Annotated in this window: 9 protein-coding genes and 1 pseudogene; 5 read left to right on the top strand and 5 right to left on the bottom strand. The window is 41.9% G+C overall.

What is annotated here, in order from left to right; all coding sequences use genetic code 11:
• Positions 1-7: 7 nt before the first annotated feature.
• The gene (locus Q4Q46_RS03690) at positions 8-3,085 is read left to right on the top strand and encodes a transglycosylase domain-containing protein (RefSeq protein WP_311905259.1); all 3,078 of its coding nucleotides are present in this window, start codon (positions 8-10) and stop codon (positions 3,083-3,085) included.
• A gap of 550 nt (positions 3,086-3,635) precedes the next feature.
• Entirely contained in the window at positions 3,636-4,232 is a 597-nt protein-coding gene (locus tag Q4Q46_RS03685) for a tyrosine-type recombinase/integrase (RefSeq protein ID WP_006083692.1), read from the top strand.
• Between the two features lie 288 nt (positions 4,233-4,520).
• Here Q4Q46_RS03685 and Q4Q46_RS03680 read toward each other — a convergent pair whose 3' ends face one another.
• Entirely contained in the window at positions 4,521-5,459 is a 939-nt protein-coding gene (locus Q4Q46_RS03680; protein ID WP_311905258.1) for a diguanylate cyclase, read from the bottom strand.
• Complete coding sequence (locus tag Q4Q46_RS03675) at positions 5,420-10,348, bottom strand: PAS domain S-box protein (RefSeq protein WP_311905257.1); 4,929 nt, start codon at positions 10,346-10,348, stop codon at positions 5,420-5,422. The genes Q4Q46_RS03680 and Q4Q46_RS03675 overlap by 40 nt, the downstream gene beginning before the upstream one ends.
• A gap of 111 nt (positions 10,349-10,459) precedes the next feature.
• On the opposite strand from Q4Q46_RS03675, the pseudogene Q4Q46_RS03670 reads away from it, so the two are divergent.
• Positions 10,460-11,534, top strand: a pseudogene (locus Q4Q46_RS03670) (IS3 family transposase).
• 203 nt (positions 11,535-11,737) lie between these two features.
• On the opposite strand, the gene Q4Q46_RS03665 reads toward Q4Q46_RS03670, so the two are convergent.
• Genes Q4Q46_RS03665 through Q4Q46_RS03655 form a run of 3 tightly spaced genes read right to left on the bottom strand, consistent with a single transcriptional unit; the run spans position 11,738 to position 17,452 of the window.
• Positions 11,738-13,177 carry a sigma-54-dependent transcriptional regulator gene (locus Q4Q46_RS03665; protein WP_006083689.1) on the bottom strand — a complete coding sequence of 480 codons (1,440 nt, stop codon included), beginning with the start codon at positions 13,175-13,177 and terminating at the stop codon, positions 11,738-11,740.
• Positions 13,178-13,185: 8 nt separating this feature from the next.
• Positions 13,186-16,605 (bottom strand): PAS domain S-box protein, encoded by a 3,420-nt coding sequence (locus Q4Q46_RS03660; RefSeq protein WP_311905256.1) that lies wholly within the window; start codon positions 16,603-16,605, stop codon positions 13,186-13,188.
• The gene (locus Q4Q46_RS03655) at positions 16,550-17,452 is read right to left on the bottom strand and encodes a phosphate/phosphite/phosphonate ABC transporter substrate-binding protein (protein ID WP_311905255.1); all 903 of its coding nucleotides are present in this window, start codon (positions 17,450-17,452) and stop codon (positions 16,550-16,552) included. The genes Q4Q46_RS03660 and Q4Q46_RS03655 overlap by 56 nt, the downstream gene beginning before the upstream one ends.
• Positions 17,453-17,773: 321 nt before the next feature.
• On the opposite strand from Q4Q46_RS03655, the gene Q4Q46_RS03650 reads away from it, so the two are divergent.
• Both Q4Q46_RS03650 and Q4Q46_RS03645 read left to right on the top strand, forming a co-directional pair.
• Positions 17,774-19,012: a SpoIIE family protein phosphatase gene (locus tag Q4Q46_RS03650; protein WP_006083685.1), complete on the top strand. Its 1,239-nt coding sequence runs from the start codon at positions 17,774-17,776 to the stop codon at positions 19,010-19,012.
• Positions 19,005-19,396: ATP-binding protein (locus tag Q4Q46_RS03645; protein WP_311890766.1), on the top strand; the 392-nt coding region annotated here is incomplete at its 3' end. The genes Q4Q46_RS03650 and Q4Q46_RS03645, both read left to right, overlap by 8 nt.

The following is a 19,396-nucleotide window of genomic DNA, read 5'->3' as shown; positions in this document are numbered from 1 at the left end:
AGCTGTTTTGCCTAATTCCCCGTCAGAGATGAAGTTCGAAAATTATCGTCCTCGTCCACCACAACCTGAACCTAAGGTAAAGGTTAAGACTCCGCGTAAAGCCAGATCAAAGGGCAGAGTCTGGTTCTTATTTTTTATTTTGATTTGCTGTATCGCATTATTGATTGGCCTTGAAGTGAAAACCTCGTTTTATCAAGCTAAATACATCAATCAATATGCTAAGACGCTCACCTATGAATTAGAAAACTCACCGAGCACAGCGGTGATTTATCCAAGTTATGGCCCCTTTGATGAGCGCCATGGTTATAGTAAGTTACCCCAGTATATCGACCGATTAATGCAACGGAATTTTCAGGTGACGCAGCAAGTGGCGTTTTCGCCTGCCTTGCAGGAATACGCGCAGCTGGGATTTTTCCCGCCTTATCACGAAAAGGCGCAATCTGGCTTAACGCTGCTCGATTGTCGCAATACCGATTTATACGAGTTCGCCTATCCCAAACGGGTTTATCAGGACGACGATAAGATCCCCAATGAAATCGTTAATACCTTATTATTTATTGAAAACCGCGAGTTATGGACCACGGAAGATAAACTCAATCCCGTGATCGACTGGCCACGCTTTGTGGTGGCGGGGATGAGCCAAATTGCAGAGATGGTCGGCATGAATGTGTCCACCGCCGGTGGCAGTACGCTGGCGACTCAGATTGAAAAATTCCGCCATTCTTCCCAAGGCTTAACCTTAAGCATCAAGGATAAGTTACTGCAAATTGGCTCTGCCAGTGTGCGCGTGTACCAGCAAGGTGAGAATACCGAACCCGCTCGTAAGCGCATCGTCCAAGATTATTTAAACACAGTGCCATTATCCTCGGCGCCCAATCATGGTGAAGTGCATGGTATAGGTGACGGGCTGTGGGCCTGGTTTGGCACCGATTTCGATACTGCAAACAAGCTGTTAGCATCGCCACAAATCAAGGGTAATGCCGCCAAGCGCGGACAAGTATTCCGCCAAGTGGTCGCCTTGATGATTGCCCAGCGTCGCCCTTCATACTATTTATTGCAAGGTCATGAAGATCTTGAAAACTTAGTCGATAGTCATATCCGCTTACTCGGCCAATATTATTTGATTGACCGTGGTCTGCGCGATGCAGCACTCGCGCAGAAATTGCAGTTTAGGGTCACTAAGCCGCAACGAAATACGCAATCGGGCGCAGATAAGGGCGTGAATACAGTGCGTATTCGTACCGCGGGCATGTTAAATGTGGGGCTGTACGATTTAGACAGGCTCGACTTAACGGTCAACAGTAGCTTGCACAGTGATTTACAGCAGCAAGTGAGTCACTACTTGCGCAGCCTGGCGCAAGCGTCGACCGCAGAGCAAGTGGGTTTGCTTGGCGAACGGTTACTCGACCCAAGCCAACTGCAAAACGTACTGTATAGCTTTACGCTTTATGAGCGCACTGATACCGCAAACCGAGTTAGAGTGCAGACGGATAGTACCGATCAGCCTTTTGATATTAACGAAGGCAGTAAGTTGGAACTGGGTTCTACCGCTAAATTGCGGGTGATGGCGACCTATTTAGAAATCATCGCCGAGATCCACGAAAAATATTCGAAAAAACATGGTATTGAACTTGAATCTATCATTATCGAGCCTAGGGATCACTTAACCCGTTGGGCGATTGATTACTTGATTGTAAATCCTGACAGACGTTTAGATCGCATGTTAGATGCGGCGTTACAGCGGGAATATTCTGCCTCAACCAGTGAGCAGTTTTTTACCGGTGGTGGTTTGCATGTGTTTAATAACTTTAAAAAATCGGAAGATGTTAAGACACCGACACTTTATCAAGCTTTGCAGGATTCGATTAATTTGCCGTTTGTGCGCCTCATGCGCGACATAGTCAATTACAGTAGCAGTATGCAAAACGAGGGCAATATGGCCCAATTGCTGCGTAATGATAAAGATCCGCGCCGCGACGAATACTTGCGAGTATTTGCCGATAGAGAGGGTAATACCTTCGTCACTAAGTTTTATCGCAAGTATAAAAAAGTGGCTGCGAATGAGCGTTTTGGGATGTTCTTCGACGGTTTATCCCAGTCGGAGCAACAATTAACGTCGGCGTATCGCTACCTCTTGCCCGATGAACCTCTGTCGGCATTTAAGGCTTTTCTGCAGCAAAGATTGCCGCTGGTGAGCTATACCGATGGTCGTATTAAGAGCTTATATAACAAGTACGGTCCTGATAAATATAACTTGCCAGATCAAGGCTATATCGCACGGGTGCATCCGTTGGAATTGTGGGTGCTGGATTATCTTAATCACAATCCCGATGCCAATTTGAACGATGTGAAACAGGCGAGTGAAGCACAACGCCAAGAGGTTTATCGTTGGTTATTTAGGACGCGACATAAAAACGCCCGTGACGTTCGAGTGCAAGTGATGCTTGAAGTGGAAGCCTTCCTCGACATACATCAGCGTTGGGCCCGTTTAGGTTACCCCTTTGATGCTATGGTGCCATCCTTAGGTTCGGCGCTCGGCAGCTCGGGAGATAGACCTGCGGCCTTGGCCGAACTCATGGGCATTATTCAGAATGATGGTTATCGTTTGCCTACCGTGCGTATCAATCAGCTGCATTTCGCCGCCGATACGCCCTATGAAGTGACGCTGGAGAATCAGAACACCCAAGGTGAGCGAGTGATGCGCCATGAAGTGGCACAAGCCTTAAAAGCGGCGCTGGCGAACGTAGTGCAAAACGGTACTGCCCGTCGTTTGAAGGGCATTTTTACCGATGAAAAAGGCGAGATGTTAGCCATAGGCGGGAAAACCGGCACCGGTGATAACCGTATCGTGACTCAGATGCAGCAAGGTAAAAAAGTGGCGACTACGGCGATGAACCGCACCGCGACCTTCGTGTTTTATCTTGGGGATAAATACTTCGGCACTTTAACGGCCTTCGTGCCCGGCAGTAAATCCGATGATTTTAGTTTTACTTCGGCGCTGCCATTACAAGTGATGAAAGGCATGATGCCTATTCTGTCTCCCTATGTGAAAACCGAGCAGGGTATGTGCGTGGTAAACGAATAAAGACAGGAGTTTAGAGCCGTGCTAGCAATTGCAATCTAGCAACTGCCCACTAACGACAAAGAGTGTTCCTGATGAACACTCTTTGTCGTTAGTGGGCTTAAATTCTCTATCGATTCGTGTAGGAGAGTTATAACGTCTCATACCAAACGATAAAGATTTATTATGAATAATTAAATTGTCCGCCTAAATAGGAGTGATTTTGGACGATTAATTGCATTCACTGACTCGAAAATACCCCAAAGCAAGACAATTGAGTTACGCAGCATTAATTGTCATTGTTTCCCCAGTGACACGCCATAAACTCGTCCCTGAGGGCTCTACTAAAACATCCATGTTTTAGAAGGTCACTGGTGCAACAATGCCAATTTTACTAACCCTCTTGCTGCTCGTTTAGCTAAAAAGCTATTGCCCCAAAGCAATTCAGCGCTTCATTTTTAGACTCCGCTTTAATTTTATTTATGCATGAGATTTTATAATCCATATTTGTTCAGTTAAGAGCGCTATTTCCTATACTTCAAGTGTCTATTCATTACAACCTGAGGAGGTTTGTATGGACGCTTGGAATAAAGGTCATCCAATGGGACAAAAACGACCTTTTAAATTGGAAGAGATTTGGCGCATTCGTACTCGTTTGGAGTTAGAACATAATATTGCTGAGTTAGCGTTACTTAATCTGGCGATTGATTCAAAATTGCGAGCCTGTGACTTATTACACTTGAAGGTCCAAGACATTACCTCATCTGGCATAATCAATCCGCGAGTGCGATTAACACAGCGTAAAACCCATCGTGACGTTCAGTTTGAAATTACTCCAAAAACTCAGCACAGCCTGACATCTTGGTTGCTCGAAAAGGGATTAACCGCTGAGGATTATCTATTTCCTAGCCCAAGGTGTATTCATCAGCCGATGAGTTATAGCTATTACCGCTCGAGGGTAAAAAACTGGGCGAGTCAATTAGGGCAGAATAGTGAATTGTATGGCACGCACTCGTTGCGTAGAACCAAGGTGACATTGATTTATCGTCGAACCAAGGATATTCGGGCGATTCAAATCTTGCTTGGACATGTCAAGTTAGATAACACCGTACGCTATTTAGGTGTCGAGATTGAAGATGCACTGCGGATTTCAGAAGCTATTGAAGTATAAATTTATCAAGTGTGATTATGATTAAACCATCATAGCTGCACTGTTTTGAAAGGAAAATGAAATTAAACAAAGTGCTTTCACTTTGTTGCTAAGGTGTGTTTATTTTTATCCAGAAATGAGTTAGTGAATCAGACTTACCTCGTCTGATTCACACGCTAACATCTTTAATGTTATGTATTTTTGGGTTTATAAAGCCGTAGCCGAATTCAGTCGAACACTATGAATGTTAAATTTCAGTTTTTATAATTTCAAAAATCAAAATTTACAATTTGTACTCAATAATGCTGTTTACCGTAACAGGCTAACCCCGCTGACTTGATTACGGCCATGTTCTTTCGCAAGGTACAATTGCTTATCTGCTGATTCAATAAGTGTTTGCCATTTTAGATGCCGATGGGGCTGCATGCTCGCAACGCCAGCACTAATCGTGACCTCTTGGAAACTGGAGCCTAAATGCTCGATGTGCAAGGCTTGCACTGCGTTAACGATGAGTTGTGCGATGTGCATCGCGCCTAAATGCTGAGTGTCTGGTAATAGGCAAATAAACTCCTCACCACCATAGCGCGCCACTAAATCGTTCGGGCGGTGTATCGCTGTGCGTAGTGCTTTTGCAACGAGACGTAGACATTGATCTCCTTCCTGATGACCATAGCGATCATTGAAAAGTTTAAATGAATCGACATCTAACATCACCACTGACAATGGTGCACTATTTCTGCAGCAGTACTTCCATATTTCGGGAAGTCGTTGCTCAAACAGGTGCCGATTTGCAACCCCTGTTAGCCCGTCCAGTAAAGCAATCGATTGGAGTAAATCGGCTTGTTGTTTGAGGATAAACTGATTATTCACCCTCGCGTTCGTGATAATCGGATTGATGGGTTTATGAATAAAATCAGCGGCGCCAAGCTGAAAGCCTTTAACCTCTTCTTGTTCATCAAAATGCGCGGTAACAAAGATAATGCAGATATTGGCTGTCGCGGGATCGGCTTTGAGCCGTTGACACACTTCATAGCCCGTCATACCGGGCATTTCTATATCCAAAAGTACTAAATCAGGCAGTTCATTCTGACAGACGTTGATGGCTTGCTCTCCGTTTGTGGCCATAAACATTTCATAATCTTCATGAAAAAGCTGATGCAATATTTTTATATTGAGGGGTTGGTCGTCAACGACAAGAATTTTTCCCTTCATGCGATTGGCTTGCGGGATGATTTCCGTAAGATGCATGATTTATTCTCCAACATGATGATGCGTAAAGTGTCTGATGCCTTATCGAATTCGAGTGCTTGCACTTGTCCCTGTAGTGTTATCCACTGTGGATGGTGTGGTAATTTTTTGATTAATCGGTCAACGAAAGTCATGGCTTCTAAATTGTTCGCTTTTAAGAGGAGCATGAGGGCGTTCAGTTCAGTCCAAGCACTCGGCATTAACGCTTGAGAATCGATGGCCTGTGTCATTTTATCTTGAGCTAACACAGTCGATTCAGGTTGAGGGATGTAGGTAGATAGTTGCTGAGTACTTTCATTGATTAATAATTCTAATTGTTCGGTCCACACTTTTATCTCAATAAACTCAAGGTCATTTTGTTTGAGTTGTTTCTCTAAAAAAGCAGCATAAGCGGCTAAACGCAGTGCACCAAAATTACTGGCAAGACCTTTGATGCCATGTCCCACGGCCGCCGCAGTGGCATACTCAAATACTTTAGTAGACTGCTTGAATAGATTTAGTTGTTTCAACATTTCAGGTGCAAAACCTTTCGCCATTTTCTGGAAAAAAGCCTGATTACCGCCAAAACGACGCAGTATTAGCTTGATGTCATCCAGTAATGGCATATCGTCGAGTGGGACTTGTAACTCCGCTGGTTGATGCTGTTGTGCTAATGAAGGGGCTTCTTCCTGTCCTACTAAACGTAAAATGCTGGGGAGTAATATTTGCATGTCGATTGGCTTACCCACATGATCATTCATACCTGCATCGAAGCAATCCTGTTTATCGCTTTGGGATGCATTGGCAGTCATCGCTAAAATGGGTAGCTCCGCAAATCGGCTATCAGCGCGGATAAGCCGTGTTGCGGCTAGGCCGTCCATATCGGGCATTTGTATGTCCATGATCACGATATCGAATACGTTTCCACTTTCTAACACTTGAAACACTCCTTCAACGCCACCGTTGGCAAGTTGCACGTTTGCTCCTTCATAACTCAGCAGCTCATCAATCACTTGTCGGTTGAGTTGGTTATCTTCAACCACTAAAATGGCGAGTGTAGATAACCGTCGTTGCGAGTGTGGCGTAGGATTCACTGTCATCGTTTTGCCTTCGATAGCATTGATTATCGCCTCGGCTAAAATCTGTGATGTGACCGGTTTAGTTAAAAAATTCACGAAGGGGACATTTTTTATATGCTGACTTTCGCTAATCACCTCATGGCCGTAGGCGGTGAGCATAACGATGAGCGGAATAGGGCTATCTGAGTGAGAGTTACATATCAAATCAGCCGTTTGTAGCCCATCAAGATCTGGCATACGCCAATCCATTAGTACGACATCGAATGGTCTTGCGTTTATATTGGCTTGTTTTACTTTTTCAAGCGCTTGATATCCCCCCGAGGCGGTTTCTGCACTGCAGCCAAAGTCAGTCAAAATCTTATGCAAAATTTCGACAGTAAGTTCGTTATCATCGACAATTAAAATATGATACCCACTGAGGTCAATGGCCTGAGTGGCTTCAACTTCCATGACGCAGAACGTTACATCAAACCAGAAGCGGCTACCCACACCTACACGGCTGGTGACGTTTAACTGGCCTCCCATGAGTTCGACTAACTTTTTGCTTATCGCTAATCCTAGCCCTGTACCGCCAAATCGCCTTGATGTTGACGATTCGGCTTGTTCAAAGCCCGTAAAAATGCGCTCTATTTGCTCTTCGCTAATACCAATACCGGTATCTGAAATTGAAATCTGCACCGTAACGGTATTGGCCTCATGACGTAAGCATTCCATGGTGACGGTGACTTGACCGTGGCGTGTAAATTTAAGGGCATTACCCGCTAAATTAACCAAAATCTGTTGTAGCCTCAGTTGGTCGGCTAAGAGCCAGGCGGGTAAAGCCGGATCAAGGTCAAACATGACCTCGACATTTTTGTTGCCATGGTTGCCCGACAGCACTATTGCAAGATCTCGCATAAGCAGTTCGATTGAACAAGGGTGTAGGTCGAGTGTTAATTTACCTGCATCGATTTTTGAAAAATCGAGAATATCATTCAGTAATCCTAGCAATGACTTCGCCGCGGTTTGGGTTTTGGTCACATAATCCTGTTGTTGCACAGACATTGAGGTATGTTGCATTAATTGCAGCATCCCTAAGACAGCATTCATTGGGGTGCGGATTTCATGGCTCATATTGGCTAAAAATGCAGACTTTGCCGCATTAGCTGCATCAGCCTCATGTTTAGCCTCTCTCAAGGTTTCTTCCAATTGCCGCTGTTCGGTAATATCTAAATTGATACCGATGACTTTTGTAACCTGCCCCGTGACATCGCGTTCGATTTGGGCGCCAGCTTGCACATAACGAATGGTGCCATCGGTTCTGACGACTCTAAAAATGGGGTCATATTGGTCTTTTTCTTTTACTGCCGCTTTTAGCTTCGCCTCGGCGAAGTCAATATCATCTGAATGGATCCGCATACGCCAATGTTCATAGGTTAATCCGATATCCTGTAAACTTAGGGGTTGATCGTAAATAGCAAACATCCGCTCATTCCATTCGAGGGAGTTATCGCGTAAATCCCAGCTCCAAATCCCAAGCTTGGCGACTTCCGCAGCCTTACTTAAGTGATTACTCGCAGTGATAAGTGCTTTTTGTTGTTGTAGTACTTGGGAAATATCAATCGCAATGCCTAAATAACCAATAATCTCGCCGACATTATCCAGCATGGCCGTGACAGAGAGAGAGACTTGGCATTGACTGGTGTCTTTTCGCACATATGTCCAAGTGCGCGTTTCAGAACCGAGGGTTCTCGCTTTATAGACGAACACATCAAAGCCTTGAATATCTTCACCATACTCACTGGACAATTCAGCTGATCTTGCCGCGACTTCCTCGGGCAAATGTAGCGGTGCCGGTGTTGATAGCCCGATCATATCCACGGCGGCGTAACCGAGTAATTGCTCAGCCCCACGATTGAAAATCGTGATCACGCCCTTTTTGTCCGTTGCAATGATGGACATTTCGGAGGCGGCATCGAGTACGTTCGTTAATAACGAACCTAACTTATTTTTTTCAATTTGCGCCAATTTACGCTCTGTGATGTCGGTTCTTAATGCGACAAAACGTTCTATATTGCCGTTTTCATTAAAGACAGGACCAATCACAGTATCAAACCATTTCAGCATTTGGTGTCGGTCACGATTACAAATCTCACCATGCCAAGATAGGCCCGATTTTATTTGGGTCCACATGGTGCGCCAGAATGCAGCATCATGCTCACCAGAGTTCAAAATGGCATGGGTTTCACCTAACAATTGTTTGCGTGAATAACCACTTACGTGACAAAAATTATCATTCACCTCTAAAATGACGCCATTCGGGTCGGTGGCAGAGTAGAGCAGCTGTTGATTGATGGTGCCGAGCAACGTCTGGTTTTCGAGTAATGCTTGCTGGAGCGCATTGGTACGCTTGGTGACTTCTTGTTCTAAACGTGCATTCAAGCTTAATATATATCGTTCTGCTTCTTGCTGCGCCGTAATATCGCGGATCGTTTGGCTAAGTCCCACAATGGCACTATCCTCATCATATATAGGCAGCGACGTTGTCGAAGTCGATACATGGCTGCCATTCTGTCGTTGATGGGTTGATATTTGATTTAATACCGTTTTTCCTGAAAACACCTCAGCAAACAACACCTGCTCTTCTAAAACAATGCTTGGTGGGATAATCAAATCGCAACTTGAATGACCAATAACGTCTGTCTGTGTATAGCCAAATATCTCCTCAGCACCTTGGTTCCAACTAGTAATATTGCCCGTTAAGTCATAGCTGATAATGGCATCGAGGGAGTGCTCCAGCATGCTAGCGCGCCTTGCCTGTTCAAGTTGCACTTGCTGCTTACGCTGTAGACTGATAGACCATATAGCGATAAAGGCCGCAAGCAATAAGCTTAATAAACTGCCGCTCAGTAATACTAAGCTTGGTTGATTAAGGTGTAATGACTGAATAAAGGCCGGGTAGGCAATGACTTCGACCTGCCATTTGCGGCCAAAAATTTCTTTCGTCAGTGTGTGGCTATATGCCGATAATGGAGACGCATCATCAGGGTGTGTTTCAAAAAAACTGATGGGACGCTCAGTTTGGGTGATATCGCTAAGCAGTAGCTTCGTCATCTTTTGATTTAATGCTAACCCTGTGAGCACTTCATTTGTCACTAAGGGCGCATAACTCCAACCATACCCTGCTGCAAGTCGTTCTTGTGGTGTTTTAGGCACAGAAATTGTTCGATAAATAGGTTGTAGTATCAAAAATGATTGTAGGGGTTTCCCCGTAGCCTGCACTAAAGTAATTGGCGCAGACAAACGTACTTCACCGGATAACATAGCTGCATCTGCCGCTGCTTTACGATGTGCCTCTGATGCAACATCTAACCCAATGGCAGCACGGTTTCTGTCTATCGGCTCAATGTATTCAATCACATACTTTTCGCCGCTATGGGGGGTCAGTTGCCGAATATTGAAGTCCGGCCAATCGTCATTTTTGGCTCTTGTTAAAAATGCGGCTTCATCTGAATTGGGCACTCGGCGAATAAAGCCAAATCCACGGGCTCCGGGGAACTCTTGATCCACATCCCTCGATAAACTATAGCGATGGAAGCTAGCACGACTAATACCATACTCGCCTGCGGTTAGAATCGAACCTCGGGCACCGCGTAAACCATATTGATATAAGGTTATACGATTAAGCACGTTCTCACTGATTTGCTCCGTGTTTTCGCGCAATGCTTGGCCAATCGTTTGGGCGTTCATGCGTCCTGTCAACCATGTGAATAGTGCGCTTAGCAGTAATCCAATCAACAGGACTAATAAGCTCCATTTCGAAGCATTTTTATAATTCATAGAAAGGAGCATAAATGCCTAATAATTTATAATCAGAGAGTTATGATTTTGGACTAAGAAGATTTTTTTTTCCACTTGTAGTAACACACTAATTTGGGGCACCTAAATAGAGGTGATATTTAGATGACTTTAGATGAACAGATGAGATCGACAACCCCAAAAACATTTAGTGCTGAATTTAAACTTAAAGCAGCCTAATTAGTCTCGATAAAACCATACTACCGGCGCCGCGAAGGCGATAAACGTGGGTAAATCAACTATGGATAAATGGGTTAGGTAATTAAAACTAAAGCATCAAGGTAGCCCTCTAAAAGCCTCGCCCATTATCCCTGAATAAATTGAAATTCGTGAGATGACGAAGCAAATTAACCGTCTAGAGGAACATAATCTCATCTTAAAAAAGGCTACACCTCTTGATGTCAGACTCTATGAACAATTTACGCTAATCATCTAACTCAAGCTGAGCCATTTTATTTCCGCTATTTGTTATGCATTCAATATACATAGAAGTGGCTATAAATATTGCCTAAACAGAAAAGGTTATATTGATGCTTATTTTACTATTTTATGCTGTGAAGGCTGCAAATGGTATTAGTCATCGCTCTGATAGCTCAATTAGTAACGAATAAAGGGATTAATCAGTTGCCAGCAGCCAAAACAGGATTATATGAAAGTAACACAAGAGCATTTAGCGATCCCCAACACGGTCAACCGAGAGTTTGCTGTTCATAGCCCGGACAATCATGATGTGGCGATGTGACGTATACTGGGGGGAATCGTTGGGAATATCTAACCGTTGTTCTGGACTTATTTCCCCGTAAACCTATTAGTTGGGTGTTGTCATTATCGCCTGATAGCGAATTGACATGTAAAGCATTGAATAAGGCGTTTGAGTTAAGAGGGGAACCAGAAAATGTGATGTTTCACAGTGACTAAGGCTTGAATTACACAAACGTAAATTTCAGACAAATTATTATGGCGTCTTCTGATTAAGCAAAGTATTAGTCGTCGCAGGAATCGTTGGGATAATTCACCCATGGAGCATTTCTTTAAAAGTTTGAAATCTGAGTGGGTACCTGTAAAGGGTTGTTGGAATTTTACAGAAGCAGATTAAGCGACAACAAACTACATAACAGAATATTACAGTGAATCAAAGCCCCATAAAAATAATGGAGGGTTAACGCCAAATGAGTCATAACGATTATATTGGGATTACTCAATTTTACTTTACAACTACAATGGTAAATATAAAAATTCTACACTACTAAATTTCATCTAGAATTACCTAAAAAAACTTACAACTCAATGTAATGCTCTGCCACTAATTGTAAAACATATAATAGTATAGAACATAAAATCATGTCTAATTGCTACCAGAAAGACAGCCTATATACTACTTATTTATTGTTGAGTCTCTAGCTCCTCCCAACTCATTCGTTTCCTGTAAATTGTTGATGGGCTAATATCCAATAATGCGGCAGCTTTGGGAATGTTTCCATCACACATAGCAATTGCACCTTCAATAGTTTGTTTTTCAACTAGCCATAGAGGTTTAATGGAATGACTGCTGGATTCATTTAGTAATAAAGTTGATTCACGTCGAGTGTCATTCTGTTCATATATCAAACTATCATTATCGCATTTATATTGTTTTTCTGCTGAACTAGATTGAATCTGTATCAATGGATGAGGAAACATTAAATGCTCTACTGTAGTCCCTTCGTTGAGTACGACAATTTGACGAATGACATTTTGCAGTTGGCGCACATTACCTGGCCAAGTATAGGCTAAAAGTGTATTCGTGGCAGCAGGACTAAATTCAGTAAAATTTTTACCTTCTTCCTTACTGTAGGTTTTTAATATTTTTTTAGCCAGCAGTAAAACATCATTTCCCCTTGCTCGTAATGGTGGCAATTCTATTGGAATCACATGTAAACGATAGAATAAATCCTCACGAAAATGTCCAAGTTTTACCTCCTCCCACGGCTTGCGGTTAGTCGCACTAATCAAGCGAATATCCACATGCTCCTCCTTAGTGCCGCCTACTCGTTGAAAGGTACCCGTTTGAATAAAACGTAATAGTTTGCTTTGTAAGTCTAAATCCATTTCACAAATTTCATCGAGGAATAAAGTACCGTTATCGGCCCTTGTTGCAGCGCCATCACGGTTACTGTGTGCCCCCGTAAATGCACCTTTGCAATGACCAAAGATCTCACTTTCAATTAATTCCTTGGGAATAGAAGCACAATTAAGAGCGATAAACGGCTTATCTGCACGATTTCCCGTTTGATGTATTGCTTGCGCACAAACTTCTTTACCTGTACCACTTTCGCCCGTAATAAATACAGAAGCTTTACTTTTTGCGACACAATCTATTGTTTTATAAACACTTTGCATTACTAATGAATCACCAATAAAACCTTGATAGCGCCCTTTAGGTAGACTCTTTTCGTATTGTGTTACTAGCTCAAGCAGATGTTTCTGCTTGAGCGCATTTCGCACTGTAATTGACAAACGCTTGCTATCAAAAGGTTTGACCAGAAAATCAAATGCACCTGATCGCATAGCATCAATGGCAATATCAATGCTGCCATGAGCGGTGATCATGATAGTGCTAATATTTGGATATTTCCCGTACACTTGTTTTAAAATATCAAGCCCTGATATGTCAGGCAGTTTAATATCAAGGATCAGTAGATCTGGTTGCCACTTTACCAACTCTCGTAAGGCATCTTCACCGTAATGCACATGAGTCACATTGATACCTTCAGCGCGTAAATACTCAGTGTATAAAGCCCCTAATGACATGCTGTCTTCAACTAATAGCGCTGAATATTCCATATATATCCCTATTGAATAAAACGTTCCATGAAGGCGTCATGTGTCTCTTTACCTATAATTGCCACTTGTTTAATTAATGTATAAATTATTTCAGTCTGTTTGTTACGCGCACTAGATTCAAGTTGTTGTGCTAATAAAAATAAGGCAGCAGCACCAAAACTACCAGAACTACTTTTTAAAGTATGGGCTTGGTCTTCAATCAACTCAAATTGTGTAGGGTCCAATACTGTAAGAGTTGCTACCCTTTCTAATAATTCTTCACAGAAAACCGCCATCATATTCGACAGACTGTCTTTTCCAAGTGCAGTTGATAATTCTGACAATATTATTTCGTCCAATAAATTTTGAGAAAAACTCTTAACCTGCGAAGAAATGATAGGCAGTGTTATGCTGGCATTAGGTAGCCACTTTTGGATAATGCTTAATAGCATTTTTTGATTAACAGGCTTAGAAATAAAATCTTTCATACCAACGAGATAACATTGCTCAACTTCCTCTTTCATCACATTCGCGGTCATAGCAAGAATTATTTGATTAGGATTAGTAGACAGAATAATATGGCTAGCCTCGAGCCCATCCATTTCAGGCATACGAATATCCATCAGAACCAAATCAAAGGCTCTTTCATTCATTAATTTAACAGCTTCAACACCGTTACAGGCATAAGTGACATCAAAGCCAGCTTTTGTCAGCATTGTTCCCGCAATTATTTGATTCGCAGGACTATCTTCAGCTAGCAGAATATGACCTTGAAATAAACTTTCTGCCAAATACACTTCTTCAAATTCATTACTAGGTGCATCTTGACTGAGCAACGCAAACTGCATTGAGCGACTTAAAGGCTTATTAACAACTTGGTCTAATCCTATATTCGATAAAGATTGTGAAATTTCAGAGCTCATCGCCGAGACTAAAGCAACTAAGGTCCCCTCATCACTAAGGTTGGTTTGCTTAAGCCAATTAATTTCATTTTTATCCACTTCAAATAAAAAAGTTTCATCAAGAAGAACAAGATCAAACCTTCCAAGTAGAAGACTTTCTTCTTTTATCTCACCCCAGCTATTAACTACAACAGTTTCAATGCCATACTGTGAATATTGTTTAGAAACTATGCTTAACCATAATAAATCTGTGTGGGCTAACATCACCCGTGACTTGGTGGGAGGGCAATAGCTATGGCAATAGTTAGCTTCATGTGGTTGCAACGAAACATAGAAAGTAAAACAGCAACCTTTGTCAAGTTCACTCTCTAATTCAATTTCACCGCCCATCATAGTGATAAGTTCACGGCAGATAGCTAACCCTAAACCAGTACCTTTATAGTTTGTGTTATGGGTATCATGCACTTGACTAAACTCTTTAAACAATTTGCTCTGCGCTTCCTCAGAAATGCCAATACCAGAATCCGTGACTCGACAAAAAAGCTGCATCAACGACTGCTGGTTATCGGCTATCCACATTTCGACGGTGATTGTTCCTGATACTGAAAATTTAATCGCATTATCCACTAAATTATGGATGACTTGATTTAATCGCTGCCGATCACCCAGCAATGTCTGCGGAACATTACGATCTACAAAGCTAACGAGCTGCAGTCCCTTATCATAGGCTTTTGGCTCTAAAATTTGCAGAACTTGAGCAACAAGTTTATCTGGCTCAAATTCATTAGACTCCAACACCATTTGTCCAGCTTCAATCTTAGAGAAGTCTAAAATATCATTGATTGTATTGAGTAAAGCACTACCAGCCTCTCTAGTAATGTTGGCATGGATCCGCTGTTCTTTATTTAGTTTAGAATGGAGCAGTAATTCAACACCGCCTAAAATAGCATTGAGTGGAGAACGAATTTCATGACTCATTGTTGCCAGAAACCGTGATTTAACTTTATTGCCCAGCTCTGCTTGCTCTTTAGCTAACTGGAGCTTTAATTCGCTGGCTTTACGTTCGGAAATATCTCGTAAAAAAGCGGTAAAAAGGATTTCATTACCTAACTTGATTGGCACAACCTCCAGCTCTATTGGGATTTCATTACCAGCTTTACAAGTGGCCAATAACTCGATACGTTTATTGATTATGTTGCCAGAACCAGTCTGACGATAACGCTCCATTCCTCCTCTATGGCTTGAATGTTGGCTTTTGGGAATAATTAGTTCTTCAAGGTACCGTCCAATTGCTTCATGTCGTGAATAACCAAATAATCGCGTTGCCGCAAGGTTAAACTCAACAACACGGCCATCTATATCAATGGTTATCAAGCTATCTAGGCTTGCAGCTAAAGTCGCAAGTAGCACTGATTCGGTTTTAGCTGCTGCAACTTCTTTACGTTTTACATCAGATAAGTCTTTGACTAAACCTATAAACATTACCTTATTATCGATTTTCATTAGCGAAACCGATAGTGCAATTGGAAATAATTGTCCATCTTTACGTTGTGCCATCAATTCTCGGCTTGTGCCAATAATCTGAGTGACACCCGTTTCTAAATATTGATGAATAAAACTATCATGTGAAGAACGCATTTCGAAAGGTAAGAAAATAGCAACATTCTGGCCAATCAATTCATTGTGAGCATAACCAAATAATCGACTAATTGCGGGATTAATGTCCGTAATAGTACCTTTATCATTAATGATGACGAAACCATCAACGGCAGAGTCTAGAATGGTGTTTAACCGAATATTAGCTGCTTCTAGCGCTTTAGTTCTAGCGTCCACTTTATCAATCATATTGTTAAATGCTTTGCCCATTTGAGCGATTTCATCTTTCCCTTTAACAGGAATTCGCACCCCAAGCTCACCAGCCAATATTCGTTTAGACGCATTGGTAAGAATGGTTAAGTTTCGGGTCAAGTAATGGCCAAGGAGTAATGAAAATAACGCCACCAATAAAATTTCAATCCCAGCAATTGAGAGGATTTTTGTGGTTACCAACTGAATAAAATCATCAAGACTGCGAGTCTCAAAACCCATATTAATTGTGCCAAAACGATAACCATTATCTTCTATCTTATATTCTAAGTCGAAAATACCATCTTGTACTTGAGCTAATTCGGTATCGGGTTGATGTGAAACTTGAACATACTTGTCTGCCCCACCATAGGCTAAAATATGACTAGGGTCAGACACCGTGACATACAGTACCTCACTTTTAGTTAACAACTCTTCCACTAAAGCTTGCAATGTTGCTATATCATTACTTATAACAGCATCCTTTGCTGCAATCGAAAACAAAGTCAACGTGGTCTGAGCCCGCTTCTCAATTTGAGACTGATTAGATAGTTTCAGGTAATTAATACTTGTGTATACCAACAAAAATAGCAGCAAAGCTTCAATCAGTGCTATTCCAACAATCGTCTTCAGCCTAAAGGACACTTTATTTCTCTCCGAGCGGTTTAGATAGCGACCCGAGAGATAGTGACCGAATATCATCCCAATCTTTATCCTCACCCGCAGTAAAAGCTGAAAAATCCACTGAACTAAGTAATACTTGGCCTGCTGGGGTTGTAGATAGTTTTAGAAATTGTTCAAGTAATGCTTGTCGATGTACTTCAGATACCCGCGGGTGAGTTGCAATAGCATGTGGAGTATATTCAGGCGTTTTCCAAAGTATGTTAAGTTGCTGCTTCTGTGTATCGGTCAAATTATTAAAGGTACGCTGTACTCCTCCGCCAGCGTCTACAAGCCCTTGTATAACCGATAAATATACAGAATCGTGTGACCCCACGTATTTTACGTCGACATTAATTTTCGCATTTTTTAGATACGCCCTTGGCAAAACACTTGCTGCAAATGATGCTGGCGCAGGAAATGCCAACGTTTTACCTTCAAGTTGTTCTAATGACTTAATAGGCGAGTCCTTCCGAACAACAACGATGCCTTTGAGCTTCTTATTTTTCTCTCGCGCTAGAGCTTGGTAGCCAGGGAATTCATGAAATACTATGTAGTGATAAGGATTTAGGTAAGCGACATCATAAACCCCTGCCTTTAATCTAGCCTCAAAGGTTGGAATGTCGGGGGCTGTTGAAAATTGCAACTCATAATTAGCGCCTTGAGACAAGGCGGCCAAAATTGGCGGCCATAGCTTTGCGAGTTGAGCAGTTGATTGCTGAGGAACAACGCCAAAAATGAGTACCTGTTTAATATTATTGCTTGCTGGTGATTCTGACGCCATTACTCTTGGTGTATTGGTTACGCCTATCATTATCAAAGCGATAACGGAGAAAGATGTTAAGCGAGTTAGCCAAGCATGTGGGAATAAAGCAAGAAAGCTATTCATTCTAAATATCCTTTTATCAATGAAGTGCATAAAATTGTATGGTTGATGTATTTCACCAACTCAATACTGCATTAGCAACTCACATGCCATTAGTTAAAAAACATTAAAAACAATGGCCTAAATATTATTATATCGCATTAATTATTTACTATGGATGACAGTTTTGCATTTTGCAACTGAGTCATTTCAACCTGAACTTTTGACTCGCCATAATTGAGAATCTAACGAATTACTCAGCCTATCATCTTAAATTTATAGTCATTTATTATACAGGCATAGATTTTGCTCATCTTGAGCATCCCTTATGAAAGGAGGCGTACTATGCCATTATCCTCAATAACTACGCAGCAGCCTGAAATCTTATCTGTGTTGGTAGTGGAAGATACTGAGAGCGAGCGATTATTTATTTGTAACTTACTGAGACAATTTGGTTGGCTGGTCGAGAGCTGTAACAGCGCATACGCAGCACTAGCATATTTAAAGCATAGTTCTGTTCATGTAGTGATTAGCGATTGGCGTATGCCAGGTATGACAGGGATAGAACTGTGTCAAATATTGAAGAATGTAAACCTCCCACCTTTTGTCATTTTGCTAACCGCTAATAATCAAACAGCAGATATCGTACTAGGAATTGAAGCTGGTGCAGATGACTTTATTTGTAAACCATTCAATCCCGCATTGCTAAAAGTAAGAATGCTAGCTGCTATGCGGATCATGCAGTTACAACAAAACTTAGCAAAAAAAAATCAACTGTTACATCAAGGGCTTGAAAAAGAAACCGCGTTACTGAACACAATACAAAAAGATTTAATATCCGCAGCAAAGGTTCAACGCGAGCTATTACCCCGAGTGCAAGAGCTCCCAAATAATTGGCAGTTACATCATCGATTTCAACCTGCTAATTACCTTGCTGGGGATACTTTTCAATGTTTTGACTTAGGTGAAAATCAACTAGGTTTTTATCTCATCGATGCAGCCGGACACGGTATTACAGCTGCACTGCAAAGCGTGAGTTTAGCGCAGCGTTTATCGATGGAAAGAACAAATTGGCACCAACAATCCCCAAATGAAATCGTAAATGCATTGAACCAAGAACTAAGCGATCCAGATAATACTGGGCGATTTGTCACTTTGCTTCTAGGCAAGATTAATACTTCAAACGGCGAAGTGCAGATTTGTAGTGCCGGACATCCTTCGCCTCTCCTGTTAACTAACTCCGATTGTGAATCTCTCGTTCTCGAAACTGAGTTGCCCATAGGAATACACAGTGCAATACAGTATAAAAATCAAAATTTTAAGATGAAACCAGGTACACGATTAATACTATTTTCCGATGGCGCCTACGAATGCAAACATGAAAAATTTGGCATATTTGGTCTAGACCGTTTACAACAATTATGTGAAAAAGCAAAAAATCTGAGCAGTGAGCAATTACTACACCATCTAAGTCATGCATTAAAACTGTGGCAATGCAACAACATACAAGACGATATATCAATGATGTTAATTACTTATCCATCACAACTTATGCCAAGACTACACTGGAGGTATTATGAATAGTTTACAGCTCAAACTTACCCAAGAACAATGGCGTATTCAGCAGTTTTGCCCTGAGTTAGAACAGTTTATGCTTTTGCAGAATGTACATGAACGCCAAAGATTTAAAGTAATTATTTGTGTACTTGAGGCTATTAATAACATACTCGACCATACTGAAGCGGGCTTAGAGCAAATAGTGCTAATTATGCATTGCAATGATGATCGCATTATTGTTGACCTGCTTGACCACTCGACCGTTTTGCCTAAGATTGAGCCTCATCATTGCCCAGAACAAATGAATGAACATGGCCGTGGTCTATGGATTATGTATAACTGGATGGATGAAGTTCGATTTCAGCCCACTGTGCTTGGTACTCATTTAAGGTTAATTTTACTCCGCCGACA

Origin of the sequence: Shewanella vaxholmensis (genome assembly GCF_031932135.1) — a bacterium.
Classification (GTDB): Bacteria; Pseudomonadota; Gammaproteobacteria; order Enterobacterales; family Shewanellaceae; genus Shewanella; species Shewanella hafniensis.
The sequence above is the reverse complement of the archived record's forward strand: the minus strand, read 5'-3'. Positions and strand labels throughout refer to the sequence as shown.